Consider the following 25,310-nt stretch of genomic DNA (forward strand, 5'->3'; position numbering starts at 1 on the left):
ATCAGGCGGGTTCGAGGGTGGCTTTGGCTTCGTCCAGAATTCGCTTGGCCTCGGACCCCTGCAGTTTCTGGATGTCGTCCTGGTATTTCAGGATCGCGCCTAAAGTGTCTCCGATTACCTCGGGGCTGAGGTTGATCACGTCGAGCGCCAGAAGGCATTTGGCCCAGTCGATGGTTTCGGCCACACCCGGTTTCTTAAACAGATCCTCGGTGCGCAAGCGCTGAACAAAGGCAACAACCTCACGGCTGAGCGCTTCGGCGGCTTCCGGGGCTCGGGCATGCAGGATTTCGATTTCACGGTCAAAATCGGGATAGTCGACCCAATGATAGAGGCACCGGCGTTTCAAGGCATCATGCACCTCGCGCGTGCGGTTCGAGGTGACGATGACAATGGGCGGTTCCGGGGCCTTGATGGTACCGAGTTCCGGGATGGTGACCTGAAAATCGCTGAGTGCTTCCAGCAGGAACGCCTCGAACGGTTCATCTGTGCGGTCAAGCTCGTCGATCAGCAACACAGGCGCGCCGTTTTCGTCCGGGCGCATCGCCTGCAAGAGCGGACGTTCGATCAGGTAGTCGTCCGAGAACAGCTCGGCCTGAAGCGCGCCACGGTCGGCACCGCCAGCGGCTTCGGCGGTGCGGATGGCCACCATCTGGGCGGGGAAATTCCATTCGTAGACAGCCGAGGACGCATCCAGGCCCTCATAACATTGCAGCCGGATCAGGCGGCGGTTCAGCCCAGCCGCCAGCGCCTTGGCGATTTCGGTTTTACCGACGCCAGCCTCACCCTCCAGAAAAAGCGGCCGCCCGAGTTGCAGCGACAAGAACACGACAGTCGCCAGAGCACGTCCGCAGATATAACCCTGAGCGCCCAACATTTGTTGGACCGTGTCGATTGTATCCGGCTGCGTCATGTTCAATTCTCTCCCTCGGCACAACAGGTCATGGCGGGGCGCGCGCGTCAAGGCCATGGTCTTTCCGGGATTTACGCCGATCCGCCCGGTCGGCAAGGTCTTTTCCACCGACCCCTCGTGTGCTAGCGGGGGCACCATGACCGATACGCTCACGATCCGCCGCCCTGATGACTGGCATCTGCACTTGCGCGATGGCGCAATGTTGCAGGCCGTTCTGCCCGAAACCGCACGTCACTTTGCCCGTGCAATCATCATGCCAAATCTCGTGCCGCCCGTGGTGCGTGGCGATCAGGCGGCTGCCTACCGCGACCGCATCATGGCTGCCCTGCCCGGCGATATGACGTTCGAGCCGCTGATGACGCTGTATCTGACCGAGGATACGGATGCCGAGGATGTGGCTGCGGCCCATGCCAGCGGTCTGGTCAAGGCGGTCAAGCTATACCCGGCAGGGGCCACGACAAACTCTCATTCCGGTGTGCGGGATTTCGACAAGGTACGACCGGTGCTTGAAAAGATGGCCGAGATCGGCCTGCCGCTCTGCGTTCATGGTGAGGTGACCGATGCAGAGATCGACATTTTCGATCGCGAGGCGGTGTTCATTGACCGGGTGCTTGATCCGATCCGGAAAGCCACGCCAGGTCTGCGCGTTGTGATGGAACATATCACCACGTCAAACGGCGTTGAGTATGTCAGGGCCAATGACGAGGATCTGGGGGCGACGATTACGGCGCATCATCTGATCATCAACCGCAATCACATCCTCGTCGGTGGGATCCGGCCGCATTACTACTGCCTGCCGGTCGCCAAACGTGAAGAACACAGGCTGGCCCTGGTGACGGCAGCGACCTCGGGCGATGCACGGTTCTTTCTGGGCACGGACAGCGCGCCGCATACGGATGAGAACAAGGAAATGGCTTGCGGTTGCGCCGGGTGTTTTACGGCGACAAACACGATGTCTTTGGTAGCCGAGATGTTTGACCGCGCCCATGCGCTGGACAAGCTGGAGGGTTTTGTTTCGCTCAACGGCCCGACGTTCTATCACCTGCCGGTGAATGACGAGACGATTACGCTGGCAAAAGGCGCGCCGGTCGAATACCCGTCCAAGATCGAGTCAGAAGAAGGGCCTGTCACAGTGTTCGACCCAGGTTTTCCCTTGCACTGGCGCGTGGTTTAACCGCTTAACCTGTCAGCCAGATCTGCTGCGCGCCCACCGGTGCGCAGCATGGACCAGATGGCATCGGCCTCATCGCCTCCGATCAGTTTCGAAGCCTTTTCGCGCACCCGGTCCTCACGATCCGACAAGGACATCGGGGTCAGCAAATCATGCTGGGCCTCGCGCCGCGCACCATCCCTGCGCAGTAGGGACAGATGTGCCTGTGTTTCTGACAGGCTGTCGTCCGCTTCGACCGTGATCCGATCACGCAGGGATTTCAGCTTGGAGTTTTGGCAAATCTTGTCGGAATAGCTGTCGGGCAAGGCGGTGTCATACCCCAGCGCCTGCATCGCGATCACGGTCCGATAGGAGAATTTGGCCCCCAAACCGGTGGTCGGGACCAGCTGATTACAGACGCTCATCCAACGCGGATGGGTTTTCATTTTGATCTCAGCCACTTCGGGCTCGGCGATATCCAGATCGCGCGCGGCTTCAAGAGCCGCATGTAAGCCGTGGCAACAGGCGTGAAATTTGTGGCTGACACTTTCGAACAGCCAATCTTCGCCCAGTCCTTTCAGCGCGGCAGTCGGGTCATCTGCACCCAGATGCGTGGCCCCAAATCCAAACTCGCCTTCAATAGCATCTGCATTTGGTTGGAACCCTTTGTGGATCAGCACGGCAGCTTCGACACCGTTCGAGGCCGCAAGCCCCGCGTTATAGGGTTTCCCCATCGTTCCGAACTGCGCCTTCTGACCAGACGCCCGCGTGGCGACCAGCCCCAAAACAGCCCGCATCTGCCCGACGTCAAACCCCAATATCCGCCCCGCCGCCACTGCAGCCCCAAAGGCCCCTGCCGTGGCTGTCTGGTGAAACCCTGCCTGATAGTGACCGCGTCCCAGCCACAAACCGATGCGTATCGACAATTCCATCCCGACCAATGCGGCCTCAAGCAAGTCGACAATCGGACGGTCTTCGAATTCTGCCAGGGCCAGAGCTGCGGGAAATATGGCGACGGAGGGGTGACCGATATGGGCGAAATGCGTGTCGTCGTAATCCAGCGCATGCGAAATCGTGCCGTTGACCAAAGCCGCCGCCCGCAACGGGGCTTCCTCTCCTCCGAACAGATGCGCCTGGGCCGCGCCGCCTTCGGATAGAACCATGTCTCGGATGATATGAGAGACAGGTTCGTCCGCGCCAGCCCGACCGACCGCGATCCAATCCAAAGCAGACAGTGACGTTACAATCCTTGTCTGCAAGGTCGTCGTCAAAGGACCAGCAGCGAATTCGGCAAGTTTAGAGGTCAGATCAGCCATAGCGCGCAGTCTAGCGCGCGCGGCGTGGGCGTAAAGGCTCAGCCGTAGAGATCTGCGGCCCGCTGTTCGAAGGCACGCACGATGCGGTGCATGGCTTCGTTGAATACAACACCAATGATGCCCTGCAATACGGCATTCTTGAACTCAAAATCCACATGGAACGAGACGTTGCAGCCGGTATCGGTATCCTCGAACTGCCAGTCGGATCGCATGTATTTGAACGGTCCGTCCAGATACTCGGTATCGATCCGTTTCTGCGCGTCAAACAGCGTCACCCGGCTGCCAAACCGTTCGCGGAAGACTTTGAAGGAAATCACCAGATCAGCCTCCATTACCTGTCCGTCTCCCAACTCATAGGTCCTGCGAATGCGCGCGGCAGAACACCAGGGTAGAAACTCCGGATACTTCGCCACATCCGCCACCAGATCGTACATCTGCTGAGCGGTGTAAGGCAGCGGACGGGTTTCTGAATGAGTGGGCATGGTTTACCGGGGCATTAACAGGTGACAATGGCGCGTGATTTCGTATGTTGCGCGCGAAAGATCAAGGGGGCAGTGATGAGCGACCGCGCATATGTGATAGATGAGATGATCTCGGCCAAGGCCATTGCTGCCCGGATCGAGGAGTTATGTCGTGACATCACAGCGGAATTTGGCGGTACCGACAAGCTGATCGTCGTCGGGCTGCTGCGCGGCAGCTTTGTCTTCATCGCCGATCTGGTGCGCGAACTGGATCTGCCGATCGAGGTGGATTTTCTTGAGGCGTCGTCCTACGGCGACTCGATGGAAAGCAGTCGTGAAGTGCGCATTCTCAAAGACTTGCGAGGCGCAATTGAAGGGCGCGACGTGCTGGTTGTTGAGGATATCGTCGATACTGGTCACACCCTGAATCATGTCACCAAGCTGCTGCGAAGCCGCAAGCCCAGCCGCCTGAAATCCATCGCCCTGCTGGACAAGCCCAGTCGGCGTGAGGTCGATTTCCGCTCGGACTGGATCGGGTTCGAAATTCCGGATGAATTTGTCGTGGGCTATGGCATCGACTATGCCCAACGCAACCGCAACCTGCCTTTCATTGGCAAAGTGCGATTTGTCGAAGACTAAACCATGAATCTACGGCACCTCCTGCGCATGTCCAAATGGGCCAGAAACCCGCCTTCGGAAAAGCAGGTTATCATGGTGGTGGTAATTTTGCTGCTGTGCTTTGCGCTTTTCGGACTGGAATACATGGGATGGTGGCCCGACTGGGCGGAACGAGAGCCGTTGAAATTCAGGCCCTGAGGCCCAGAACCTGATCAATTGCCGCCAGAAAGACATCGCTTCCGACGGGGATCAGTGCGTCGGGGAAATCATAATCGGGGTTATGCAGTTGCGGCTGCTCCACACCAGCACCCAACCAGAACATCGCTGATTTAGCGCCCTTGCCAAATTGGCCAAAATCCTCGGAAAATCGCTGAGGAGCGCTGGTCAGGTTACATACAACGCTCTGCGACTTGCAGGCTTTCGACAAGATTTCCGCCGCCTCGGTATCATTCTGGCACGCCTCAAAAACATCTTGATACGAGATAGTTACCGACAGACCCTCATCTGCTGAGATTTGGTTAACCAATGCTTCCGCGTCTTCAATCAACCGGGACATGCGATTGTCCGAGACCGTGCGCAGCGTCACCCAAAGCTCGGCCTGTCCCGGCGCGACTCCGAAGGTCGCTGCGCCCAGGCTCGCGTGTGTCACCGTCACCAGGGCGTAGTCTTCATCAAGGTTTCCACCCTGCCCCAGCTTGGCCAATGCGGGCATAAGTTTTGACAACGCCTCAGCCGGAGAAACCCCATCCTGCGGTGCCGCAGCGTGGGAAGTCTTGCCCGTCAGGACAATTTGCATCCCGCGCGATGCACAATTGGTCGGACCGGTGCACAATTCAACCTTACCAAGCTCCAGCCCCGGCAGGTTGTGCAAGGAAAAAACGTAGTCCGGCGCGATCTGCGCAAATTGCGGATCAGCCCGAAAAGCCGCGGCGCCCTGGCCGGTTTCCTCAGCCGGTTGATAGATCAGAACAACGCGTCCGCTCTTAGGGCGCGTTTCACTCAAACCAAAAGCCACGCCCAAAACCATCGCCATATGACCGTCATGACCGCATAAATGCCCTTTGCCTGGATAGCGCGAGACATAGGGGATGTCCGAAAGCTCTTGAATCGGAAGCCCATCCAACTCACACCGGATGGCTACCGTAGGACCGGACTGACCGCTATCGAAAATCGCGGCGATACCGTGCCCGCCGATGCCTGTCAGAACCTGATCCGGTGAGCAGGTCTGCAACAGATTTGCGATACTGGCGGCGGTGCCCCGTTCTTCGCCCGAAAGTTCGGGCACTTCATGCAACTCGTGCCGGATTTCTGTCAGCCATGCTTTGACTTCAGGTCTCACGCCTGGCTCAGTTTTTTCTGACGGGCGTCGCGCAGACGGGCAAAATCGTCGCCTGCGTGGTAGGAGGATCGGGTCAAAGGCGTGGCCGAAACCATCAGGAACCCTTTGCCAAAGGCTGCCTTTTCATAAGCTGCGAATTCTTCGGGAGTGACAAAGCGGTCAATGCCGTGATGTTTCGGCGTTGGTTGCAGATACTGACCAATGGTCAGGAAATCGATATCGGCGGCGCGCATATCGTCCATGACCTGACGGACTTGCTGCTCGTCCTCACCCAACCCGACCATAATGCCGGATTTGGTAAACATGGACGGGTCCATTTCCTTCACGCGCTGCAAGAGGCGCAGAGAGTGAAAATAACGCGCACCGGGACGCACCTGCGGGTAAAGGCCCGGAACGGTTTCCAGATTGTGGTTGAACACGTCCGGGCGGGCTTCTACCACAGTTTCCAGAACCGATGGATCGCTTTTCAAGAAATCCGGCGTCAGAATCTCGATTGTCGTTTTGGGTGAACGATGACGCACCGCCCGGATGGTCTGGGCGAAATGTTCGGCCCCGCCATCTTCAAGATCATCCCGGTCAACCGAGGTGATGACAACATGGTTCAGGCCTAGTTTCTCTACCGCATGGGCCACGCGGCCGGGTTCGAACGCATCCAGAGAGTCCGGACGTCCGGTTGCGATGTTGCAGAAGGTGCAGCCGCGGGTGCAGATCTCGCCCATGATCATCATGGTGGCGTGGCCTTGGCTCCAGCATTCACCGACGTTGGGGCATCCGGCCTCTTCGCACACGGTGACCAGATTGTTTTCGCGCATGATCTTATGCGTTTCCGCATAGCCCTTGCCGCCGGGGGCCTTGACCCGGATCCATTTCGGTTTCTTCGGCTGAGCGTTGTCGGGCCGATGTGCCTTTTCAGGATGGCGTTGCTCGGGTATTTTCAGATCACGCACGGACGGATTTCCTGACTTTGGGTCCATTTGAACTGTCCCTAACATATTCCACCATCAACCACTATACCAGCGACGCATGGCCGCTATGCGCCCACCCGATGCGACTGCAGAAAGACGAGGCGCTTCCGGTCGTTATCCGTTGATTTTACATCAGATAAAAATATACGCGCTTGCAGCAAATCCGACATTGAAGCGGATTTAGAATCCTTATAAATCGACCTGGAAATCCACCGATTCACAAGAGGTTGAACATGAAATCCGGTACCAAACTGCCTGACGTGACCTTCCATACCCGCGTGCGCGACGAAGCGGTCGAAGGACCGAACCCGTTCCGTTGGGAAGACAAGACCACCGCTGACTATTTCGCGGGCAAGCGCGTCATCCTGTTCTCGCTGCCCGGTGCCTTTACCCCCACATGTTCGACTTACCAACTGCCGGGTTTTGAGAAAGGCTTTGCCGATTTCACCGCCAAAGGCATCGACGACATCTACTGCATGTCGGTCAATGACAGCTTTGTCATGAACAAATGGGCGCAGGATCAGGGTTTGGAAAATGTCAAAGTCATCCCTGATGGCTCGGGTGAGTTCACCCGCAAGATGGGCATGCTGGTCGACAAGGACAATCTGGGCTTTGGCATGCGCTCGTGGCGCTATGCGGCCATCGTCAATGACGGTGTTGTCGAGGCCTGGTTCGAAGAGCCCGGGCTGATGGACAACTGCCCCGAAGACCCCTATGGCGTCTCATCTCCCGAAAACCTGTCAAAGCATCTGGACGAGGCCCGCGCGCCCGAACTGGCCTGATCTGCCGGAATGGAATACTTACAAGGCCCGCCACTGGCGGGCCTTTTTCGTCAGGCTCGCGCCTGTTCGACAATTCCTTCGCCGACCTGCCGCATCACCCGGCTCAGTTTTTCAAACCAGTCTTCCTGTTGAGTTGAGGCACGCCGAACAAGCCCAATCGTCCGCGCAGGCTGGGGCGACCCAAAGCGCACTAGTCTCAGGCCGGGGACGGCCTCGGATTCAGCTTTCGACGCCAATTCCGGCATCAGCGTCAACCCGAACCCTTCAGCGACCAAACGCGATAGTGTCGCTAATGAGGATGCGCCCATATTGATCTGACCGCTGCCCCGGTCCTGCCCGCACACTTCAAGCGCCTGATCGGTGAGGCAATGCCCATCCTCCAGCAGCATCAGTTGGGCCTTTTGCAGATCGGTCGGGCGCAAAGCCTCGGGGCTAACGGTCAGTCGGTTCAGGCGTGTCTGGCTGCCCGCCAAAAGAAACATGTCCTGAAACAGTGGTTCTTCGACGAGCCCCTCGCCCCCCGCCGGAAGAGCCAAAACGGCCGCGTCAATCTCGCCGCTGCGTAGCATCATCAGCAAATGCTCGGTTCTGGATTCCCGAATCTGAACCCGCAGCGACACATCCCCTGAACGCAATGCAGCCAGAACACCCGGCAACAGATATGGCGCAACGGTCGGGATGATACCAATTGCCAACGACCGGTGTCCGCCGGAATGATCCCGGGCGAACCTGTCCAGCCTTCCAGCCGCTTCGACCACCTGATTGGCGCGATCCAGAACGTCACGCCCCAACGGTGTTAGCAGAATGTCTCGCGCCTGACGTTCGAACAATGGCCCGCCCATCGTTTCCTCCAGCGCTTTGATCTGAACAGACAAAGCAGGCTGCGAAACATGGCACGCAGTTGCCGCGCGCCCGAAATTGCGTTTTTCGGCTACCGCGCGGAAATACTGGAGCTGCCTGAGCGTGAAATTCATAACCTCTGACTATCATTTGCACGGCAAACCACAAGATGCGCAAATGACTACCAGAGATCACCCGATCATACGGTCCCGTTCGGTTTGATCTTCGTAGTGACGCTTGAGCCGTTGCAAAGCGATCCGTAGGACGATCTTTCCCGACCTCGCCGACCAACCCATCCGCCTTTCGGCCAGTTCCAGCCCTTCCAAATAGCAGCAACACCGCAAGGCAACATCGCTTAGCCCCGGCCCCAAGTCCGCCAGCGCATGTGCAACCCGATCACGTGCCCCGGACGAGCCATGAGCAGACGGAGTCGAAGCTTCGAACCTGCCCCGGCCTCCTCCGGTTAAAAAGCGATCCCAGTTTTGCGTGATCTGGGGGCCAATCTGCGCCAGCTCAAAATCCTCGCGCAGGCGCTCACCTGCCGCGACAAGTGTTTTGTCAAGAAACGGTTTGCCATCCTTGTCACGCCGCCGGGACAACGCGACCAAAGGGCTTTCCGCCGTACTGTATCGCGCCCTTGATTGACGCCTTGGACGAGCCGCATCTGGCACCCGTCCGGCATTGGCCGCGTGAAACGGCGCTTGCGCCTCTGCCAAGCCAAACTCGTTCTGCGTCCGTGCGCGGTTTTCCGCATCTGCGACCAGGTGGCTAAGTGCTGATCGGCCTGAAGTGGTAACGCGATAGCGTGAGATGCGTCCGGGATTGTCGCAGGAAATCCAATCTTTTAGTGCCAATGCCTGCGCGAGACTGCAGTCGACAACTGCCGTCTTGGTCGCCCCGGTGCTGCCGCTGTCCCGGACGATTACAGCCTTGTCCATATCTTCAGCCACGGCCAATACGGCCCCGGTCTCACACAGGCGGCGCAGCACCCGCAGGGCTTCACGCTCAAATGCTTCATCCTGATCGGTCATCAGATCCTGTGCACCGTCAAACTGGCCCATGTCCTGATACGGATCCTGCGCACCAAAGTGCGTTTCGGCCAAGGATTGCAGTGCTGCGTCCACCAAAGGATCGTCACGGCGCATCTCGATCCGGCGGATCTGGCGCAAAATTGTCGAAGCATGGCATCCCGCCGATCGCGCGATATCCCGTATCGACCGGCCTGATTCCGTATGGGCAAGATATCTCTGCGCCCCTTCAGGAACCCATGCGGGAACGGTAGATGCCAAACTGTTTTCCATAGTCTTATGCCCTCGTCGACAAAACAAACTGTCAATGTTCGTCGTCGGATTCTTAGTTAACCAAATCTAACTAGAGCCGCTTTCGTTACTCGTTCGTTAACCACAGACGACACGATGAAGAATTGATTCAAAAAGATAAGCAGTGGTGAAACCATCGTTCGGCGCGAAGAAGTGCAAGGCAACACCCGTTTAAGTTGTGCATAAACTCCCGCAAAACACTCGCATGAAAGGAACGTCTACGTGCAGGACCTAATGAGCATGATCACCACACTCCGCCGCCCTCGCCTTTTGACCCGGGCTGCCAGGATCGGTGCGCAGGATTATGACCGCGATCGGCACTTGCAAAGGATATTGGGGTATGGCGCTCTGCCCGGTTCAGGATCGGCTTTGATACGGTTGCTAGAGCTGGAACGGGATGCCAATCACCAGCGAAAGGAAGAGGACGCCGCCTATTCCCTGGTCCGTCATCTGGATCTGATGATTGCTTTGATCGGCGAGGCGCAACTGTATCAGGCCAATCGCGCCTCGCACTATGCGTGATCAGGTAAAGGCGTCCGGCATGGACTCTTTTTTCCGGGCGACATAGTCATTCAGCCCTTCATGGATCGCCGGGTCGAGCTTTGGCTGCTGGTAGTTGGCCAACAGATGTTCGACCCGCGCCATTGCCAGCGCCTGCGTATCGCGGGCGCCTTCTTCTTCCCAAGTCTCGAACGGTTTGTAGTCAAGAACTTCGGACCTCCAGAACGCCTCTTTGAAATTGGCCTGTGTATGCGCGCACCCCAGGTAATGCCCGCCGGGCCCAACCTCGCGGATCGCGTCCATGGCCTGAGCGTTTTCATCATAGGCAACGCCTTTGGCCAGACCGTGCAACGCGCCCAACTGGTCGGCGTCCATCACGAACTTCTCGAAATCCGCGACCAGACCACCTTCAAGCCAGCCGCAGGAATGCAGCATAAAGTTCACGCCCGACATAAGCCCCATATTCAGCGAATTCGCTGTTTCGTAAGCCGCTTGTGCGTCAGGCAGTTTCGAGCCACAGAACGATCCCGCCGAACGGTATGGCAGACCAAGACGCCGCGCCAGCTGACCGGCCCCGTAGGTCACCAAAGAAGCCTCGGGTGTTCCAAAGGTCGGCGCACCGGAATTCATATCGATTGACGACACGAACGCACCAAAGATTGCAGGTGCCCCTGGACGAACGATCTGACTGTAAGACACGCCTGCAAGAACTTCGGCCAGAACCTGGGTCAGCGTACCGGCAACCGAAACCGGCGCCATCGCACCGCCGACAATAAACGGGGAGATGATGCAGGCCTGGTTGTTCTGCGCATAAACCTCCAGCGAACCCATCATTACGTCGTCGAAGGTCATCGGCGAGTTGATGTTGGTCAGCGAGGTCATGACGGTGTTTTCCTGCACGAACTCTTTGCCGAACAGGATCTCGCACATCTCAACCGAATCCTGCGCGCGGCTGGGGTCTGTGACCGATCCCATGAAGGGTTTGTCCGACAAGGTGATATGCGCCATCAACATATCAAGGTGCCGCTTGTTCACCGGCACATCGGTCGGCTCGCACACGGTTCCGCCGGAATGGTGCAGCCATTTGGACATATAGACCAGCTTCACGAATTTGCTGAAGTCGTCCATCGTGGCATAGCGACGACCGCCATTGGCATCGCGCACAAAGGGTGGACCATATACCGGGGCCAGAACCAAATTGCGCCCACCAACAACCACCGATTTCTCGGGGTTTCTGGCATGTTGCGTGAATTCACTGGGTGCGGTCTTGATCAGCTCGCGGGCCAGGCCGCGCGGAATGCGGACCCGCTCACCATCTACATCCGCCCCGGCATCGCGCCAACGTTCCAGCGCAGCTGGGTTGTCAACGAAATTGACCCCGACTTCCTCCAACACGGTTTCCGCGTTGTATTCGATGGTTTCCAAGGCCTCTTCATTGAGGACCTCGAAATTCGGGATGTTGCGTTCGATATATTTTGCGGTCTCGATGACAACCGCTGTACGCTCTGCCCGTCGGGCGGCACCGCCGCCGCCCCGGGCTCTACGCCGGGTGTTTGCCTCTGCCATAAGTTCAATCCGGTCCGTCTGTTTCCTTTGGCGATTTTTCTACAAGAACTGAGCAGGACGCTGCAGGTATATTACGGCGCTATCGGGGGAAAAGCGACATCTACGCGCGGTATCCCGCCCCAGGACACCGGCACAAGTCAGACGACCGGCTTTTCCATAAGAACCGTGTTTTTCACGACTTCAAGTTCGTGCCAGCCCAAATGCCGGTACATGGCTCGTGTATTCTGCATCTGAACATGCGTCCGCAGCCTAAGAGCAGGAAGTCCTGCGACGCACGCCGCAGATTCGGCAAGATCCAGCAGCTTTCGGGCGATGCCACCGCCTTGCGCATCCGGATTTACAGCGAGGTTGAAGATCATGACCGCATCCGGCGTTACACCAAATATGATCACACCCAGAATTCGCCCGTCCTGTTCGGTTACAAAGGCACTATGCGCGTGGATATCTTCCTCAATCCCGCCGGTGACGTCCGGTAGATCGGGAATATCCCGTATCGCCTCGGCATAGGCGCTGGAAAGACAGTCTCGGATAGCCTTTACATCCGCCAAAGTCGCGCGGCGCGGGTTCTGCTGTGTCATTTCGCCCTCTTCATCACGGTCAGCGCAAAGCTCAGGCGTCCAATTGACGTCATTGCGCTTGCACAAGCAAGGCTTGCAACCTAATAGCCAAGCATGACCCAAGACACCCATGACCGCCTTCTGATCATCGACTTCGGCAGCCAGGTAACGCAGTTGATTGCCCGTCGCCTGCGCGAGCTGAATGTCTATTGCGAGATTCACCCCTATCAGAACGTCACGATGGACTTCGTGCGCCAGATGGCCCCACGTGCCGTGATCTTCTCGGGTGGGCCTGACAGCGTGACGCGGGATGGTTCCCCGCGCGTGCCGCAAGAGATTTTTGACTATGGCGTACCGATCCTGGGCATTTGTTACGGCCAGCAGGTGATGATGCATCAGCTTGGCGGCAAGGTTGAAAGCGGCCATGGCACCGCCGAGTTTGGGCGTGCCTTCGTAACACCGCAACATCAGCTGGATATTCTGGATGGCTGGTTTACCGATGGCGACGAACAGGTCTGGATGAGCCACGGCGACCATGTCAGTGAAATCGCCCCCGGTTTTCAGGTCTTCGGCACCTCGCCAAATGCGCCTTTTGCGATTACCGCCGATCCTGCGCGCCACTTCTATGCCGTGCAGTTCCACCCCGAGGTACACCACACCCCAAAAGGCGCGAAGCTTTACGAGAACTTCGTCAAGCTCGCCGGGTTCAAAGGCGACTGGACCATGGGCGCCTACCGCGACGAAATGATCCGGAAAATCCGTGAGCAGGTTGGCGACAAAAAGGTCATCTGCGGCCTCTCTGGCGGGGTCGATAGTTCGGTCGCGGCGATTCTGATCCACGAGGCGATCGGCGATCAGCTAACCTGCGTGTTCGTTGATCACGGTTTGCTGCGCAAAAACGAAGCAACCGAAGTCGTGGGTATGTTCCGCGACAACTACAACATCCAGTTGATCCATGCCGACGAATCCGAACTTTTTCTGGGCGAGTTGGAGGGCCAGTCGGACCCCGAGACCAAGCGTAAGATCATCGGCAAGCTGTTCATCGACGTGTTCCAAAAACACGCGGATACCATCGAAGGAGCCGAGTTCCTGGCGCAGGGAACGTTGTATCCGGATGTCATCGAGTCCGTATCCTTCTCGGGCGGCCCTTCGGTTACGATCAAGTCGCACCACAATGTCGGCGGCCTGCCCGAAAAGATGGGCCTGAAACTGGTCGAACCTCTGCGTGAACTCTTCAAGGACGAGGTTCGCGCCCTGGGTCGGGAACTGGGCCTTCCGCAAAGCTTCATCGGCCGCCATCCTTTCCCCGGACCCGGGCTGGCCATCCGCTGCCCCGGTGAGATCACGCGCGAGAAGCTGGAAATTCTGCGCGAAGCGGACGCGGTCTACATTGATCAGATCAGAAAACACGGCCTTTACGACGAGATCTGGCAGGCTTTCGTGGCGATTCTGCCCGTGCGCACAGTTGGTGTAATGGGCGACGGACGGACCTATGACTACGCCTGCGCACTGCGCGCGGTCACCTCGGTCGATGGGATGACTGCGGACTATTACCCCTTCAGTCATGAATTCCTTGGCGAAACCGCCACCCGGATCATCAATGAGGTTAAAGGCATCAATCGGTGCACCTATGACATAACCTCAAAACCTCCGGGTACGATTGAGTGGGAATAATTCAAAGCCGGGCCTCAACCCGGCTTTTTTCATTTTACAAAATCAGCGAAAACCAAAATAAAACAAAACCATAACCGACTACATTCAAGGAGAGAGCTGTGGACGCTCCCAAAGCCCAGATCGGCAAAGCCGCGCTTTGGATGACGGGGGCGATTGCCTCGTTCTCGTCCATGGCGATTGCCGGGCGTGAGCTGAGTGTTTCTCATGACACGTTCGAGATCATGTTCTACCGCAGCGTCGTTGGTTTCTTCGTGGTGGCGCTTGTTCTGTCGGTGACCGGGAAATGGCATCAGGTAAACACCGACCGGCTTGGCCTGCATGCGGTGCGAAACGCTTTGCATTTTTCCGGTCAGAATCTATGGTTTTATGCCGTTGGGGTTGCCCCGTTGGCACAGGTTTTTGCGCTGGAATTTACCAACCCGATCTGGGTCATCCTGCTGTCTCCGCTGCTATTGCGCGAGAAGCTGACCGCCACACGCATGATGGCCGCCTTGATCGGGTTTGCAGGTATCCTGATCGTCGCCCGCCCCGGCGCCGCCCCGCTGAGCCTTGGCGTTTTTTGCGCAGGCGGCGCTGCGATTTTCTTTGCCCTTACGAACATCGCCACCAAATCGCTGACGCGCACGGCCAGCATCGGATGCATCATGTTCTGGTTGACGCTGATGCAGGCGGTATTTGGCCTGATTGCGTCTGCAATCGACGGTCAGATGGGATTGCCCTCGGTTCAGACCGCGCCGTTTCTGTTGCTGGTTGGCCTTGCCGGCCTGCTTGCGCATTTCTGCATAACAAATGCCCTTGCCATCGCGCCTGCGACGGTTGTTGTACCTTTTGATTTTGCGCGGCTGCCGACAATCGCAATTGTTGGAATGATCCTTTACAACGAACCGCTGGATCACTGGACGCTGCTTGGGGCAGTCGTCATTTTCGCCGGAATATTCCTGAATGTCTGGTCCGAGAACCGTAACAATTCCGCAACACCGGCGCGCCCGTCCCTTACAAAGTAACGTTCGGTTACCGGTTGACGATTTCTTTATGTCTAATGTTGTATCACCCAATCTCATGAGCCGGGGATGTGTGCAGCAGCTTCGCGCATAGGTGAATGAGCGGACAGTGTAGGGAGGAACCTATGAAAAAAACGCTTTTGCAAGCGTGCGCGTTATGCGTTGGGGCAACCACAGTACAGGCAGGTGGTCTTGACCGAAGCGGTCAGCCGATTACCCTGATTTTTGAAGATGGGAACTATGCCGAGTTTTCGGTGTCTCAAACCAATCCGGATGTTACCGGCAATGATCTTACAAATCAGAACCCGTTTGGTACACCATCTGGAAATGTCGCACAGGACTTCAATCACGTAACAGCCGGTATCAAGTACGACATAGACGACCGCTTGTCTGTTTCGTTGCTTTATGATCAGCCCTTTGGGTCGGATGTCAGCTATCCGGTTCCATCTGGTAATCCAAATGAACCTGGTTCTCTTCTGTTGGGGGGCACCGAAGCGTTTGCTGACTCGGATAGCTATACCGGTATCCTTCGCTATAAATTCGACAGCAACTGGAGCGTGCACGGTGGTGTCCGTTATCAGCGTCTGGATGGCACCATTCGCTTGCAAGGCCTGGCTTATGGTCCCTATTCGGGCTACGAGATTGACGTTGCGCGCGATGGTGCCTTCGGCTGGCTGGTCGGCGCTGCTTATGAGCGCCCCGAGATAGCCCTGCGTGTCGCGCTAACGTATCAGTCTGAAATCGAACATGACTTCTCAACGACAGAGACGTTTGCGTTCCTTCCCAGCCAGCTTGCGGGTGCGCAGGATGTAAAAACACCTCAGTCGGTAAATCTGGATTTCCAGACCGGGGTTGCCCCAGCTACGCTGTTGTTCGGCAACATTCGCTGGGTCGACCATAGCGTTACCCAATTGAGCACAACTGCAGTTGGCATGTTGCCTAGTGCAGAGCTGATTGATCTGACCAATACAACCACGTTCAATCTCGGGCTGGCGCATCGTCTTAACGAAAACTGGGCCGCATCAATCAGCTTTGGATACGAGCAGGAAGACAGCGACGACCTGGTTTCACCGCTCGCGCCCACCAATGGGTTCAAAAGTGTAGCTGTGGGACTGCAGTACACTTACGAGAACGTTAAAGTAAGCGGCGGCGTTCGCTATACCGATTTGGGCGATGCATTCGCTGAGACTGGTACGCCAGACGTTGCCCGAGCTGACTTCCGGGACAATGACGCCGTGAGCTTTGGTATTCGTATCGGTTATAGCTTCTGATCTCGGGGACAGCTGCTAGAGCAAACCCACATCATACGGCTTGGAAGCCCCGCCCTTTCGGCGGGGCTTTTTTGTCGCAAGATACGGGTCGCGTCATCTGACGCCGGATGGCAGAACAAGGCATGTCGCCTCAAAAATCCTTCTCCCCCCGCGCATTGTCCGAACTGTTTCTGCTCGGAGTTCTGTGGGGCGCGTCGTTTTTGTCCATTCGCATCGCGCTGGACACAATCCCGGTGATGACCTCGGTTCTGCACCGGGTTTTGTGGGCCAGCGCCGTCCTTTGGGCAATAATCTTCATACGCCGCATACCTGTTCCCCGAGACCCAAGGATATGGTGCGCGTTTCTGGTCATGGGTTTGCTTAACAACGTCTTACCGTTTTCACTGATGGCATGGGGTCAGCTTTCGGTTGAAGTTGGCCTCACTTCGATCCTGAATGCTGCAACGGCAATTTTCGGCGTCGTCCTGGCTGCGGCGTTCTTTCCGGATGAAAGGCTCAGCCCCGCGCGGCTTTTCGGAGTGGTTATCGGTTTCTTTGGAGTGGCCGTGGCAATAGGCCTTGGAAATTTCACCCAACTCAATCCAAACAGCCTGGCGCAACTCGCCATTCTAAGCGGCACATTGTCCTACGCGTTTGCATCAATTTGGGCACGGTTGAAGCTGGACAAGCTCCGGCCAGTAATAGCCGCAGCTGGAATGCTCAGCGCATCGACCCTGATCATGCTGCCGATTACGATTGCCATTGACGGGGTCCCGTCAATATCTTTGCCGTGGGACACTTGGGCAGCTATTGCATACTACGCGGTCTTCGCCACAGCGGGGGCCTATCTGTTGTATTACCGTGTGCTGGCACAAGCCGGCAGTGGCAATCTGATGCTGGTGACCCTGATCATTCCGCCGATCTCGATCCTGCTGGGTGCGCTGGTTCGTGACGAAGCCCTTCCCTCGAACGCCTATCTGGGCTTTGCCATCCTGTCCGTTGGGCTGATAATCCTCAGCCGGTCCGGCAGACGCGATTGACGCCGCCCCCTGCCCGTTTTAGCTAGGGCAAAACAAGGGACAGCGGACGATGATCTATACCTCAGCCAAGGACTGGCGCGACGCGGCGCGAAAGAAAGTGCTGTTCTTCGGCATGTCCGGCTTGGGAAAATCCTTTGTCTCGAACCGTCTGAGGGATTCCGGAGGCTGGTTCCACTACTCGATCGATTACCGCATCGGCACGCGTTACATGGGTGAATACATCACTGACAACGCCAAGGCCGAAGCGATGAAGGTTCCTTTTCTGCGTGACCTGCTGCTGTCGGATTCGATCTTTATCGGCTCGAATATCTCGTTCGAGAACCTGACGCCGGTGTCTGCCTACCTCGGAAAACCCGGCAATCCGGCGTTGGGGGGACTGGAAATCTCGGAATATCGCCGCCGTCAGGAACAATTCCGGCTTGCTGAAATCCATGCTCTTCTGGACACCAAGTATTTTATCGACCGGGCGCAAAAGCTGTACCAGTACCCCAATTTCATCTGCGATACCGGTGGGTCCATCTGCGAATGGGTCGATCCCAACGATCCCAAGGATCAGGTTTTGTCCGAGTTGTCTCGGCACGCCCTAATGATTTGGATCAAGGGGGATGAGGCGCATACGGCTGAGTTGGTCCGCAGGTTCGACAAGGCGCCTAAACCGATGTCCTATCAACCCGAGTTTCTGTCGAAGGTCTGGGATGAATACCTGACGCAGAATGACTGCGCCGCCGACAAGGTTGATCCGGACGCGTTCATCCGCTGGACATACGCCCGCGCCTTGGCGCATCGGCAACCCCGATATGAGGCTATGGCCAACAATTGGGGCATCACCATCACTGCCGACGAAGTTGGCAGGGTGCGGGACGCAGGCGATTTCGACGAGTTGATCGAAAGCGCCCTTGAGACCCAGGCCAACCCGACCTAAGTTCCAGATTTCCCTCGCAGCTTCAACAGCGTGACCCTATGCCGATCAAGATTCCTTCCGACCTGCCCGCCTATGACGTCCTGAGCCAAGAGGGCGTGATGGTCATGTCCGAGGATCAGGCCGCGCGCCAGGACATCCGCCCCTTGCGGATCGGCCTGCTGAATCTGATGCCCAAGAAAATCCAGACCGAGAACCAATTTGCGCGTCTGATCGGGGCGACTCCACTACAGATCGAGCTGTCGCTGATCCGTATGACCGAGCATCAGACCAAAAACACCGCCGCCGAGCACATGGCCGAGTTCTATCAATCGTTTCAGGAGGTCAAAGACCGCAAGTTTGACGGTCTGATCATCACCGGCGCACCGATCGAGCATCTGGAATTCGACAACGTCACCTATTGGGACGAGATCAGCGAAGTGTTCAACTGGACACAGACCAACGTCCATTCCACGTTCGGCGTGTGCTGGGGTGGAATGGCGATGATCAACCATTTTCACGGGGTCAAAAAGCATATGCTGGACGCCAAGGCCTTTGGCTGTTTCCGGCATCAGAATCTGGACTCGTCCTCGCCGTTCCTGCGCGGCTTCTCGGATGATTGCGTCATCCCGGTCAGCCGTTGGACCGAGATGAAACAGGCCGAGATTGACACTGCGACAGGTCTGCGAACCCTGCTGGGCAGCGATGAGGTCGGACCCTGTTTGGTTGAAGATCCGGCGCATCGCGCACTCTATATCTTTAACCATTTCGAATATGACAGTGACACGCTAAAGCAGGAATATGATCGCGACGTGGCCAATGGCGCCGAAATCAATGTGCCGCTGAACTACTATCCGGATGACGATCCCAGCAAGACGCCGCAGAACCGGTGGCGCAGCCATGCGCATCTGCTTTATGGCAACTGGATCAGCGAAATCTATGAGACCACGCCCTATGACATCAATCGGATCGGTGTCGAACAGACCGATCTGAGAGCGTAACGCAGATGATACGTATCGCCGTCATACTTGTTGTCCTTCTGATCTTGATCTGGGGATATGCGGTCTGGCGCGCGGCGCGCAACGAAGCCTTGGCCGAGGCAACCTTTCAGCCCGAAGGTCAGATTGTTGATGTCGATGGGGTTTCAGTTCATGCGGTGGTGATGGGCGAAGGTCCCGATGTCGTGTTGATCCATGGGTCCAGCGGCAATACCCGCGATATGACCTTTGCGCTGGCACCCATACTGGCCGAACACTACCGTGTGATCGTTTTCGACCGCCCGGGGCTGGGCTATTCGGAAAGCTTCAATCCCGACGGCGAAACCATTGTTGAGCAAGCAGAAATCCTGCAAAAAGCTGCCGCGAAACTTGGGGCCACGAAGCCGATCGTTGCGGGCCAAAGCTATGGCGGCTCAGTCTCTTTGGCATGGGCTGTGACATGGCCAGAAAACATCTCGGCGCTGGTACTGATTGCCCCGGCGGCAATTCCATGGGACACGCCGCTTGATGCATTCAATACCATCGGCGCGACTTCCGTGGGCAATACGCTCGCCCTGCCCTTGGTCAATGCTTTTGTTCCGGATTGGTACGTCAACCAGGCACTCGATACCGTCTTTGCACCGCAAAAAACACCCGAGGGATATGCCGAGCACTTTGGCCCCGGCCTGACCATGCGCCGGGCCTCAATGCATGCCAACGCAAAGCAGCGCGCCAATTTGCTGGACGAAGTCACTGCGTTACAACCACGTTATGGCGAGATAACTGTACCTACGGAAATCGTGCACGGGACCGCAGACACGACAGTAGGCATCGACTGGCATTCGGAACGTTTGCTGGAACAGATTCCAGGCTCCGAACTGATCGAGTTGGATGGTATCGGGCACATGCCACAGGTTGTCGCCGCACCTGAGGTCGCTGCCGCGATTGATCGTGCTGCCGAACGCGCGGGTTTGCGTTAAGCCCATCCGTAATCCATAGTTAGTTATGGATTTTGTGACGAGGCGTTCATGACCCGATCAGAAAAAGGCGCAATTGAAAAATACTACCGCAAGGCTGCTCCGGATGACATTCGGAAGGCCATCGAGAACTCCGGGAAAGACGATATCCTGAACCCGACCTACCCGTATTCCGAACGCATGAAAAGCAAGGAATACAACAAGCAGATGGACGCTCTGCAGGTTGAATTGGTCAAAATGCAGTCCTGGGTCAAGGACACGGGCCAACGTATCGCCATTATCTTTGAAGGCCGGGACGCGGCAGGGAAAGGCGGCACGATCAAGCGCTTCCGCGAGAATTTGAACCCGCGTGGCGCGCGCAATGTTGCACTCAGCAAGCCATCGGATGCCGAACGCAGCCAGTGGTATTTTCAGCGCTATATCTCGCACTTGCCCTCTGCCGGCGAAATCGTGTTCTTCGACCGCAGCTGGTACAACCGGGGTGTTGTCGAGAATGTCTTTGGTTTCTGCGAACCCGAAGAACGTGAGCGGTTCTTTCGTCAGGTCCTGCCGCTGGAGACCGGGTTCGTCAATGATGGCATCCGACTGTTCAAGTTCTGGCTGAATGTCGGGCGAGCGGAGCAATTGAACCGGTTCCTGGCGCGTGAGACCGACCCGCTGAAACAGTGGAAACTCAGCCCCATAGACGTCGCCGGGTTGGACAAATGGGACGAATACTCCCAATCCATCGCCGAGACCCTGACGCGTTCACATTCCGAGCGTTGTCCGTGGACCATTGTCCGCTCGGATGACAAGAAACGGGCGCGTTTGGCGACGATACGCACGGTTCTGAGTGCCCTGGATTATGATGAAAAGGACGCCAAGACCGTTAGCTCTCCTGATCCGAATATCAGTGGCGGGCCAGACATTTGGGAAACATAATTCGGGCCCGTACAAAGCCCGTCACCCTGAAGGATTGAACTTGTACGGCTTTGTGCCGCAATTTTGCCCAGCTATTCACATACACTTCCGACAATAATGCGTTAAGCAGAACAAAATCCGGGCAGGAAACGTGACATGGCTGACTATATTTCAGAGGTGCTTGCAAATCCGTTTGCGCTGCTGGCTAACCCTTCATACCGGTTGTCATATGTATATTTGGCGACGGCGTTGATTGCGGCAATCTTTGTGTTTTTTCGCAGCCAGGATGCCAGGCGCGAAAACGGCTTCTTAGGTCTTTTGGACTGGCTACTGCCGTGGGATGTTCTGACGCATAAGTCTGCAAAGGCAGACTATGTGATGTTCTTCGTGAATAAATCCGTAATATTGGCTATTTACGCGTCGATCCTGATCCAATCACCATTTTGGTACGATGTTGTCGCGGGCCTTCTTGGGCCTGCCCCGGTCGGCCCCTCTGAAACATCTTGGTATGTGTCCGCGATATACACTGTTACCCTGATCCTGGCGTTGGACGCCGCGTTGTGGTTCGGTCACTACATTTTTCACAAGATCCCCATTCTTTGGGAATTTCACAAAGTACATCACTCGGCTGAGGTTATGACACCTTTGACAGCCAGCCGCATGCACCCCCTGGAAGAAGCGGTCTCGGCAATATTCGGTGGATTTGCGATTGGTGTGGTTTTTGCCCTTCTGGATCAGTACTTTGGTACGGGCGCGCGCATCTTTAAGATGTTCGACATCAACATTTTCCTGTTCGTTTTCTTCCTGGCGGCCTTCAATCTGCGCCATAGCCATGTCTGGTTGCAGTATCCGAACTGGCTGCAGCATATTTTTGTCAGCCCCGCACAACACCAAATCCATCATTCAAAGGCCAAAAAGCACTGGGACAAGAACATGGGATTCATCTTCTCTTTGTGGGATTGGAGCGCGGGAACCTTGTATTCGCCAAAATCCAAAGAGAACCTGGACTACGGTTTGGGCAATGGGGAAGATGGTACCTGGAACAATGCACTCGTGCTGTACTTCCGCCCGTTTAAGAACGCTTTCAACTTGGCTCGCCAAGGTTGGCGCGCGGCGTTGGTTTCTCCGCAAAGAAGGAAAAAGAAGACCAAGGCACATGGTAACGCGGAAGAAGCCCCAAAAGTACGGGTTTGAGCCAAATCAGCCGCGCTCAACGCTATGCAACTCAGTGTTTCTCAACGATTGGACGGGCTTGAAAAAATGCTATATCTAACTGTCTCTTACAGTTGATTTGCAGGGACACCTGACGCGCGAATGACGAAACGCGGTTATCATCACGGAAACCTCAAACAAGCGTTGATCGAAGCGGCATTGTCCCTGATCGAGGCGAAAGGCCCAACGGGATTCACCCTGTCCGAAGCCGCCAAAACCGCTGGTGTGACCCCGGCGGCCGTTTACCGGCATTACGAAGGTCGCGAGGACCTGATCGCCGAGGCCGCGCGGCAAGGTTTCGAGATGTTTGCCGACCTGATGCAATTCGCTTACGACAAAGGCCAACCCTCGGCGCTGGCCGCATTTGAGGCAACGGGTCGTGCCTATCTTGCCTTTGCGCGCAAGCATCCCGGCCATTACATTGCTATGTTCGAAAGCGGCATTTCGGTCAATCGGACACCCGAACTGGCCATCGCTGCGAACCGTGCCAGAAGCGTTCTGGAAAAGGCCGCTGCCGACCTCTCGCAGCATATTCCACCTGAAAAACGCCCTCCGGCCGCGATGTTCAGCGCGCATATCTGGGCGATGAGTCATGGCGTCGTAGAGCTTTATGCCCGAAACACCGGCGCCTCATCCCCCTTCCCGCCCGAAGAGTTGCTGGAATCGGGAATTGGAATTTACCTGCGCGGTCTGGGGCTGTTGCCTCAGGATGACTGAACTCAGAACATCCGGGTTTTCTGAGGTGTACTTAGTCGGGATGTGACATTGATCAGGTCCATCTTCCCCATCCCCTTGATATCAACCGGCCCCAGATCGGTAATCTGGAACTCGTCAATCAGCGCGTACTTCATTTCTTCCGGGGCAACAATGTGCATTGGGTTAGCAAAGACCTGAAGGCGCGAGGCGATGTTTACCGCCGGGCCGAACACGTCATAGACATATTTTTGGATTCCCACGACTGAACCCACGGCTGCACCCGTTCCAAGCCCAATTCGGGCCTGCCATTTATGAGGATGGCTTTCATTGCGCCGCTCCAGATACCTTAGGAAGCGGACGGCGCAATGGGCCACTGCGGTGGCGTGGTCCGGTGTCTCGTCTGGCATACCGGACACGGCCAGATAAGCGTCGCCTATGGTTTTTATCCGCTCGCAGCCGAATTGCTCGACGATGCGGTCAAATGCGGTGAAGATGTCGTTCAACTCGCTCAGCGTAACCGTCGGGTCGGTCCTGGCTGTAAAATCGGTAAAGCCGACAAAGTCCAGCATGACCACCGATACGTTGTCATATAGCTGCGGTGTGACCACCCCAAATGTCTTGAATTCCTCATAAACGGCGCGCGGCATCAGGTTCAGCAACAGGCGCTCGACCCTTTCTTTTTCGCGCTCCAACTCTCGCGTATTGCGCTCAACCATGGTCGAATAGCTGTCGATCATGCTTTCCAACTCGCGGATACGCGTGATGTTCTGGCATTCAACAACCAAAAGCTGTTCATCAACCCCGTTGGCCAGCGAGACTGTGGTCGCAAAGATCAATGTGCGGCGCTTGGGTTTGATCTGCAATTCTGCAGAATACCGGAGGCCCGATTGTTTCACATCTTCCAGTTCTTTCAGGTCCAGCCCTGGAAGAACATCCGGCAACGTCTGCCCTGGCTCGGGCTTTCCAAACCATTCCGCAAAGGGACCATTGTGAAAAATGAACGTCATGTCCGAAGCGCGCAGAACGGCCACCCCAACACCAATCGCGCGCAGCAGGTGTTCGTTGATGGCCTGAATGTTCATGCAGCAGTCCGCGCAACAATTATGGAGCGTTTTGATTCAATCGCATCCATCACGATTTCAATGTCCGCATCCGCCATGCCGTGATGGGCAAGAGCCTCGGTCAACAGGGCTCCCATTTCGTCGAAGTCTTCATGCGTGATATTCAGATGCCGATGCACAGTTTCGATCCGGTCATCACTGAACGACGCAGGGCCTCCGACAAGCGAAGACACAAACTTGGTCTGGTGATCGATCAGACGCGGCATTTCGATGTCGTCGAAATGATCGCCGATCTGCTCAGAATCCAGTGCCAAATCATAGAAATGCATTACGATGCGGCTGATGGTTTTGAAGCCACCGTATTTCTCGTAAATAGTCTGACTCACAACAAAAACCGAAGCGTTATTAGCGTTAACACTGCAACACTATATCAAATTGACAGTTTTGTTAACTTTTATGAGTCGCTATGCATCATGGCCGCGCAAAGTTTCAGCGCTTGGTGGATTGGATGTCACAGGGTTTACTTCTCTGACGGATCACTTTCGGCGTAGTCGCGCAAGCCTTTGATGTCTGCGATCTCGGCATGGTTTCGGTTAATCTTGACGCCAACTGACTTCAGCCGCGAAAAGGCGCGGCTCAGGCTTTCCGGCTTCATCCCCAAACGCCCCGCGATGAGCATTTTGTCATAAGGTAACTCGACGTCGCATTCGCCCGCTTGGCATTCGCACAGATTAAGCAGGAATTCCGCAACCCGTTGCGCACCCGTCTGCGCCTTGAGCTGTTCCAGCTGAGCAACCAAGGAATGCAGGTGCGTAAAGGTTGCCGCCAGGATCGAGATTCCAATCTGGGGATCTTCACGCATCAGCGACAGAAGAACGGGGCTGGGAATATGCATGACCTCGCATGGCGACACAGCTTCGGCCGACACCGGATAGGGAACATTCCGCAGGGCCACGGCTTCGCCAAAGCTTTCGCCTCGGGTAAAGACACTCACCACGGCCTCGGCACCGGTCGGGGACATGCGGAACAGTTTCACCCAACCGGCCAAAACGACGTGAACCGCCTTTGCCTCTTCTTCCTGAAGAAAGATCGTCTCGCCGCGGTCGTACTGTCGCCAGATCGCGTGGCTTAGCAGTGTGTCGACATGTTGCTCCGGCAGGCTTTTCAAAAGCAGCGACTGACGTGCGATGGCCTTTTGTGTTTCGTGCGCCACGAAAGCTCCCCTACTCTGCCGATCGTTGGTCCAACCGGTGCATCCCCTGGTCCAATGGCTATGCCAAACCCATGCGCGGGGCACCAG

Annotated in this window: 27 protein-coding genes; 15 read left to right on the forward strand and 12 right to left on the reverse strand. The window is 56.4% G+C overall.

Annotated elements, in window-relative coordinates:
- Position 1: 1 nt before the first annotated feature.
- Positions 2 to 910, reverse strand: a complete 909-nt coding sequence (locus tag ACP0GE_RS03850) for an AAA family ATPase (RefSeq protein ID WP_424833803.1) — start codon at positions 908 to 910, stop codon at positions 2 to 4.
- Positions 911 to 1,046: 136 nt separating this feature from the next.
- Here ACP0GE_RS03850 and pyrC point away from each other — a divergent pair, with 136 nt between their 5' ends.
- Positions 1,047 to 2,084, forward strand: coding sequence for a dihydroorotase (gene pyrC, locus ACP0GE_RS03855; RefSeq protein ID WP_424830680.1), 1,038 nt, complete (start codon positions 1,047 to 1,049; stop codon positions 2,082 to 2,084).
- On the opposite strand, the gene ACP0GE_RS03860 is transcribed toward pyrC, so the two are convergent.
- Together ACP0GE_RS03860 and ACP0GE_RS03865 are read right to left on the reverse strand one after the other, a co-directional pair.
- Entirely contained in the window at positions 2,081 to 3,376 is a 1,296-nt protein-coding gene (locus ACP0GE_RS03860) for an MmgE/PrpD family protein (protein WP_424830681.1), read from the reverse strand. The genes pyrC and ACP0GE_RS03860 overlap by 4 nt on opposite strands.
- Before the next feature lie 38 nt (positions 3,377 to 3,414).
- The gene (locus ACP0GE_RS03865; protein ID WP_424830682.1) at positions 3,415 to 3,858 is read right to left on the reverse strand and encodes a type II toxin-antitoxin system RatA family toxin; all 444 of its coding nucleotides are present in this window, start codon (positions 3,856 to 3,858) and stop codon (positions 3,415 to 3,417) included.
- A gap of 75 nt (positions 3,859 to 3,933) precedes the next feature.
- On the opposite strand from ACP0GE_RS03865, the gene hpt reads away from it, so the two are divergent.
- Complete coding sequence (hpt, locus tag ACP0GE_RS03870; RefSeq protein ID WP_424830683.1) at positions 3,934 to 4,476, forward strand: hypoxanthine phosphoribosyltransferase; 543 nt, start codon at positions 3,934 to 3,936, stop codon at positions 4,474 to 4,476.
- A 3-nt stretch (positions 4,477 to 4,479) separates the two neighbouring features.
- Positions 4,480 to 4,653: a hypothetical protein gene (locus ACP0GE_RS03875; protein ID WP_424830684.1), complete on the forward strand. Its 174-nt coding sequence runs from the start codon at positions 4,480 to 4,482 to the stop codon at positions 4,651 to 4,653.
- On the opposite strand, the gene ACP0GE_RS03880 is transcribed toward ACP0GE_RS03875, so the two are convergent.
- Together ACP0GE_RS03880 and lipA are read right to left on the reverse strand one after the other, a co-directional pair.
- A complete protein-coding gene (locus ACP0GE_RS03880) occupies positions 4,643 to 5,794 on the reverse strand; it encodes an amidohydrolase (RefSeq protein ID WP_424830685.1) in 1,152 nt (383 codons plus the stop codon). The genes ACP0GE_RS03875 and ACP0GE_RS03880 overlap by 11 nt on opposite strands.
- Positions 5,791 to 6,741 (reverse strand): lipoyl synthase, encoded by a 951-nt coding sequence (gene lipA / locus ACP0GE_RS03885; protein ID WP_424830686.1) that lies wholly within the window; start codon positions 6,739 to 6,741, stop codon positions 5,791 to 5,793. The genes ACP0GE_RS03880 and lipA overlap by 4 nt, the downstream gene beginning before the upstream one ends.
- A gap of 251 nt (positions 6,742 to 6,992) precedes the next feature.
- On the opposite strand from lipA, the gene ACP0GE_RS03890 reads away from it, so the two are divergent.
- Positions 6,993 to 7,541, forward strand: coding sequence for a peroxiredoxin (locus tag ACP0GE_RS03890; protein WP_424830687.1), 549 nt, complete (start codon positions 6,993 to 6,995; stop codon positions 7,539 to 7,541).
- A gap of 50 nt (positions 7,542 to 7,591) precedes the next feature.
- Here the strand turns inward: ACP0GE_RS03890 and ACP0GE_RS03895 are convergent, their stop codons facing one another.
- Both ACP0GE_RS03895 and ACP0GE_RS03900 read right to left on the reverse strand, forming a co-directional pair.
- Positions 7,592 to 8,515, reverse strand: coding sequence for a LysR substrate-binding domain-containing protein (locus ACP0GE_RS03895; RefSeq protein WP_424830688.1), 924 nt, complete (start codon positions 8,513 to 8,515; stop codon positions 7,592 to 7,594).
- A 57-nt stretch (positions 8,516 to 8,572) separates the two neighbouring features.
- On the reverse strand, positions 8,573 to 9,682 hold the full coding sequence (locus ACP0GE_RS03900) for a DUF6456 domain-containing protein (protein ID WP_424830689.1): 1,110 nt from the start codon (positions 9,680 to 9,682) through the stop codon (positions 8,573 to 8,575).
- 252 nt (positions 9,683 to 9,934) lie between these two features.
- Between ACP0GE_RS03900 and ACP0GE_RS03905 the strand changes: the two genes are divergently transcribed.
- Positions 9,935 to 10,222, forward strand: coding sequence for a DUF6477 family protein (locus tag ACP0GE_RS03905; protein ID WP_424833804.1), 288 nt, complete (start codon positions 9,935 to 9,937; stop codon positions 10,220 to 10,222).
- Here ACP0GE_RS03905 and ACP0GE_RS03910 read toward each other — a convergent pair whose 3' ends face one another.
- Both ACP0GE_RS03910 and ACP0GE_RS03915 read right to left on the reverse strand, forming a co-directional pair.
- Entirely contained in the window at positions 10,223 to 11,767 is a 1,545-nt protein-coding gene (locus ACP0GE_RS03910) for a trimethylamine methyltransferase family protein (protein WP_424830690.1), read from the reverse strand. It abuts the gene before it with no gap.
- 137 nt (positions 11,768 to 11,904) lie between these two features.
- Positions 11,905 to 12,345, reverse strand: a complete 441-nt coding sequence (locus tag ACP0GE_RS03915; protein ID WP_424830691.1) for a GNAT family N-acetyltransferase — start codon at positions 12,343 to 12,345, stop codon at positions 11,905 to 11,907.
- A gap of 93 nt (positions 12,346 to 12,438) precedes the next feature.
- Here ACP0GE_RS03915 and guaA point away from each other — a divergent pair, with 93 nt between their 5' ends.
- The 10 genes from guaA to ACP0GE_RS03965 all read left to right on the forward strand — a co-directional run bounded on the left by guaA (position 12,439) and on the right by ACP0GE_RS03965 (position 22,970).
- Positions 12,439 to 13,998: a glutamine-hydrolyzing GMP synthase gene (guaA, locus tag ACP0GE_RS03920; RefSeq protein ID WP_424830692.1), complete on the forward strand. Its 1,560-nt coding sequence runs from the start codon at positions 12,439 to 12,441 to the stop codon at positions 13,996 to 13,998.
- Between the two features lie 98 nt (positions 13,999 to 14,096).
- Complete coding sequence (locus tag ACP0GE_RS03925) at positions 14,097 to 15,002, forward strand: DMT family transporter (protein WP_424830693.1); 906 nt, start codon at positions 14,097 to 14,099, stop codon at positions 15,000 to 15,002.
- Between the two features lie 122 nt (positions 15,003 to 15,124).
- Positions 15,125 to 16,270 (forward strand): OmpP1/FadL family transporter, encoded by a 1,146-nt coding sequence (locus tag ACP0GE_RS03930; RefSeq protein ID WP_424830694.1) that lies wholly within the window; start codon positions 15,125 to 15,127, stop codon positions 16,268 to 16,270.
- Between the two features lie 122 nt (positions 16,271 to 16,392).
- Complete coding sequence (locus tag ACP0GE_RS03935) at positions 16,393 to 17,289, forward strand: DMT family transporter (RefSeq protein ID WP_424830695.1); 897 nt, start codon at positions 16,393 to 16,395, stop codon at positions 17,287 to 17,289.
- Between the two features lie 49 nt (positions 17,290 to 17,338).
- Complete coding sequence (locus ACP0GE_RS03940; protein WP_424830696.1) at positions 17,339 to 18,211, forward strand: ATPase; 873 nt, start codon at positions 17,339 to 17,341, stop codon at positions 18,209 to 18,211.
- Between the two features lie 38 nt (positions 18,212 to 18,249).
- Positions 18,250 to 19,188 carry a homoserine O-acetyltransferase MetA gene (gene metA / locus ACP0GE_RS03945; protein ID WP_424830697.1) on the forward strand — a complete coding sequence of 313 codons (939 nt, stop codon included), beginning with the start codon at positions 18,250 to 18,252 and terminating at the stop codon, positions 19,186 to 19,188.
- A 5-nt stretch (positions 19,189 to 19,193) separates the two neighbouring features.
- The gene (locus ACP0GE_RS03950) at positions 19,194 to 20,144 is read left to right on the forward strand and encodes an alpha/beta fold hydrolase (protein ID WP_424830698.1); all 951 of its coding nucleotides are present in this window, start codon (positions 19,194 to 19,196) and stop codon (positions 20,142 to 20,144) included.
- A 48-nt stretch (positions 20,145 to 20,192) separates the two neighbouring features.
- The gene (gene ppk2 / locus ACP0GE_RS03955; RefSeq protein ID WP_424830699.1) at positions 20,193 to 21,062 is read left to right on the forward strand and encodes a polyphosphate kinase 2; all 870 of its coding nucleotides are present in this window, start codon (positions 20,193 to 20,195) and stop codon (positions 21,060 to 21,062) included.
- Positions 21,063 to 21,197: 135 nt separating this feature from the next.
- Positions 21,198 to 22,235: a sterol desaturase family protein gene (locus ACP0GE_RS03960; protein WP_424830700.1), complete on the forward strand. Its 1,038-nt coding sequence runs from the start codon at positions 21,198 to 21,200 to the stop codon at positions 22,233 to 22,235.
- A gap of 120 nt (positions 22,236 to 22,355) precedes the next feature.
- Positions 22,356 to 22,970 carry a TetR/AcrR family transcriptional regulator gene (locus tag ACP0GE_RS03965; RefSeq protein ID WP_424830701.1) on the forward strand — a complete coding sequence of 205 codons (615 nt, stop codon included), beginning with the start codon at positions 22,356 to 22,358 and terminating at the stop codon, positions 22,968 to 22,970.
- Positions 22,971 to 22,972: 2 nt separating this feature from the next.
- Here ACP0GE_RS03965 and ACP0GE_RS03970 read toward each other — a convergent pair whose 3' ends face one another.
- The 3 genes from ACP0GE_RS03970 to ACP0GE_RS03980 form a co-directional block, all read right to left on the reverse strand.
- Positions 22,973 to 24,031 carry an adenylate/guanylate cyclase domain-containing protein gene (locus ACP0GE_RS03970; RefSeq protein WP_424830702.1) on the reverse strand — a complete coding sequence of 353 codons (1,059 nt, stop codon included), beginning with the start codon at positions 24,029 to 24,031 and terminating at the stop codon, positions 22,973 to 22,975.
- Positions 24,028 to 24,396 carry a group I truncated hemoglobin gene (locus ACP0GE_RS03975; RefSeq protein ID WP_424830703.1) on the reverse strand — a complete coding sequence of 123 codons (369 nt, stop codon included), beginning with the start codon at positions 24,394 to 24,396 and terminating at the stop codon, positions 24,028 to 24,030. Before ACP0GE_RS03975 ends, ACP0GE_RS03970 begins: the two co-directional genes overlap by 4 nt.
- A gap of 134 nt (positions 24,397 to 24,530) precedes the next feature.
- Positions 24,531 to 25,223, reverse strand: coding sequence for a Crp/Fnr family transcriptional regulator (locus ACP0GE_RS03980; RefSeq protein WP_424830704.1), 693 nt, complete (start codon positions 25,221 to 25,223; stop codon positions 24,531 to 24,533).
- Positions 25,224 to 25,310: the final 87 nt, after the last annotated feature.

It is taken from the genome of Ruegeria sp. (assembly GCF_965243365.1).
Lineage (GTDB): Bacteria > Pseudomonadota > Alphaproteobacteria > Rhodobacterales > Rhodobacteraceae > Ruegeria.

What these genes read in the sequence shown, in the direction of transcription:
- ACP0GE_RS03850 (WP_424833803.1), bottom strand. Translation starts at nt 910, where the DNA reads ATGACGCAGCCGGATACAATCGACACGGTCCAACAAATGTTGGGCGCT.
- pyrC (WP_424830680.1), top strand. Translation starts at nt 1,047, where the DNA reads ATGACCGATACGCTCACGATCCGCCGCCCTGATGACTGGCATCTGCAC.
- ACP0GE_RS03860 (WP_424830681.1), bottom strand. Translation starts at nt 3,376, where the DNA reads ATGGCTGATCTGACCTCTAAACTTGCCGAATTCGCTGCTGGTCCTTTG.
- ACP0GE_RS03865 (WP_424830682.1), bottom strand. Translation starts at nt 3,858, where the DNA reads ATGCCCACTCATTCAGAAACCCGTCCGCTGCCTTACACCGCTCAGCAG.
- hpt (WP_424830683.1), top strand. Translation starts at nt 3,934, where the DNA reads ATGAGCGACCGCGCATATGTGATAGATGAGATGATCTCGGCCAAGGCC.
- ACP0GE_RS03875 (WP_424830684.1), top strand. Translation starts at nt 4,480, where the DNA reads ATGAATCTACGGCACCTCCTGCGCATGTCCAAATGGGCCAGAAACCCG.
- ACP0GE_RS03890 (WP_424830687.1), top strand. Translation starts at nt 6,993, where the DNA reads ATGAAATCCGGTACCAAACTGCCTGACGTGACCTTCCATACCCGCGTG.
- ACP0GE_RS03895 (WP_424830688.1), bottom strand. Translation starts at nt 8,515, where the DNA reads ATGAATTTCACGCTCAGGCAGCTCCAGTATTTCCGCGCGGTAGCCGAA.
- ACP0GE_RS03900 (WP_424830689.1), bottom strand. Translation starts at nt 9,682, where the DNA reads ATGGAAAACAGTTTGGCATCTACCGTTCCCGCATGGGTTCCTGAAGGG.
- ACP0GE_RS03905 (WP_424833804.1), top strand. Translation starts at nt 9,935, where the DNA reads ATGAGCATGATCACCACACTCCGCCGCCCTCGCCTTTTGACCCGGGCT.
- ACP0GE_RS03910 (WP_424830690.1), bottom strand. Translation starts at nt 11,767, where the DNA reads ATGGCAGAGGCAAACACCCGGCGTAGAGCCCGGGGCGGCGGCGGTGCC.
- ACP0GE_RS03915 (WP_424830691.1), bottom strand. Translation starts at nt 12,345, where the DNA reads ATGACACAGCAGAACCCGCGCCGCGCGACTTTGGCGGATGTAAAGGCT.
- guaA (WP_424830692.1), top strand. Translation starts at nt 12,439, where the DNA reads ATGACCCAAGACACCCATGACCGCCTTCTGATCATCGACTTCGGCAGC.
- ACP0GE_RS03930 (WP_424830694.1), top strand. Translation starts at nt 15,125, where the DNA reads ATGAAAAAAACGCTTTTGCAAGCGTGCGCGTTATGCGTTGGGGCAACC.
- ACP0GE_RS03935 (WP_424830695.1), top strand. Translation starts at nt 16,393, where the DNA reads ATGTCGCCTCAAAAATCCTTCTCCCCCCGCGCATTGTCCGAACTGTTT.
- ACP0GE_RS03940 (WP_424830696.1), top strand. Translation starts at nt 17,339, where the DNA reads ATGATCTATACCTCAGCCAAGGACTGGCGCGACGCGGCGCGAAAGAAA.
- metA (WP_424830697.1), top strand. Translation starts at nt 18,250, where the DNA reads ATGCCGATCAAGATTCCTTCCGACCTGCCCGCCTATGACGTCCTGAGC.
- ACP0GE_RS03950 (WP_424830698.1), top strand. Translation starts at nt 19,194, where the DNA reads ATGATACGTATCGCCGTCATACTTGTTGTCCTTCTGATCTTGATCTGG.
- ppk2 (WP_424830699.1), top strand. Translation starts at nt 20,193, where the DNA reads ATGACCCGATCAGAAAAAGGCGCAATTGAAAAATACTACCGCAAGGCT.
- ACP0GE_RS03960 (WP_424830700.1), top strand. Translation starts at nt 21,198, where the DNA reads ATGGCTGACTATATTTCAGAGGTGCTTGCAAATCCGTTTGCGCTGCTG.
- ACP0GE_RS03965 (WP_424830701.1), top strand. Translation starts at nt 22,356, where the DNA reads ATGACGAAACGCGGTTATCATCACGGAAACCTCAAACAAGCGTTGATC.
- ACP0GE_RS03970 (WP_424830702.1), bottom strand. Translation starts at nt 24,031, where the DNA reads ATGAACATTCAGGCCATCAACGAACACCTGCTGCGCGCGATTGGTGTT.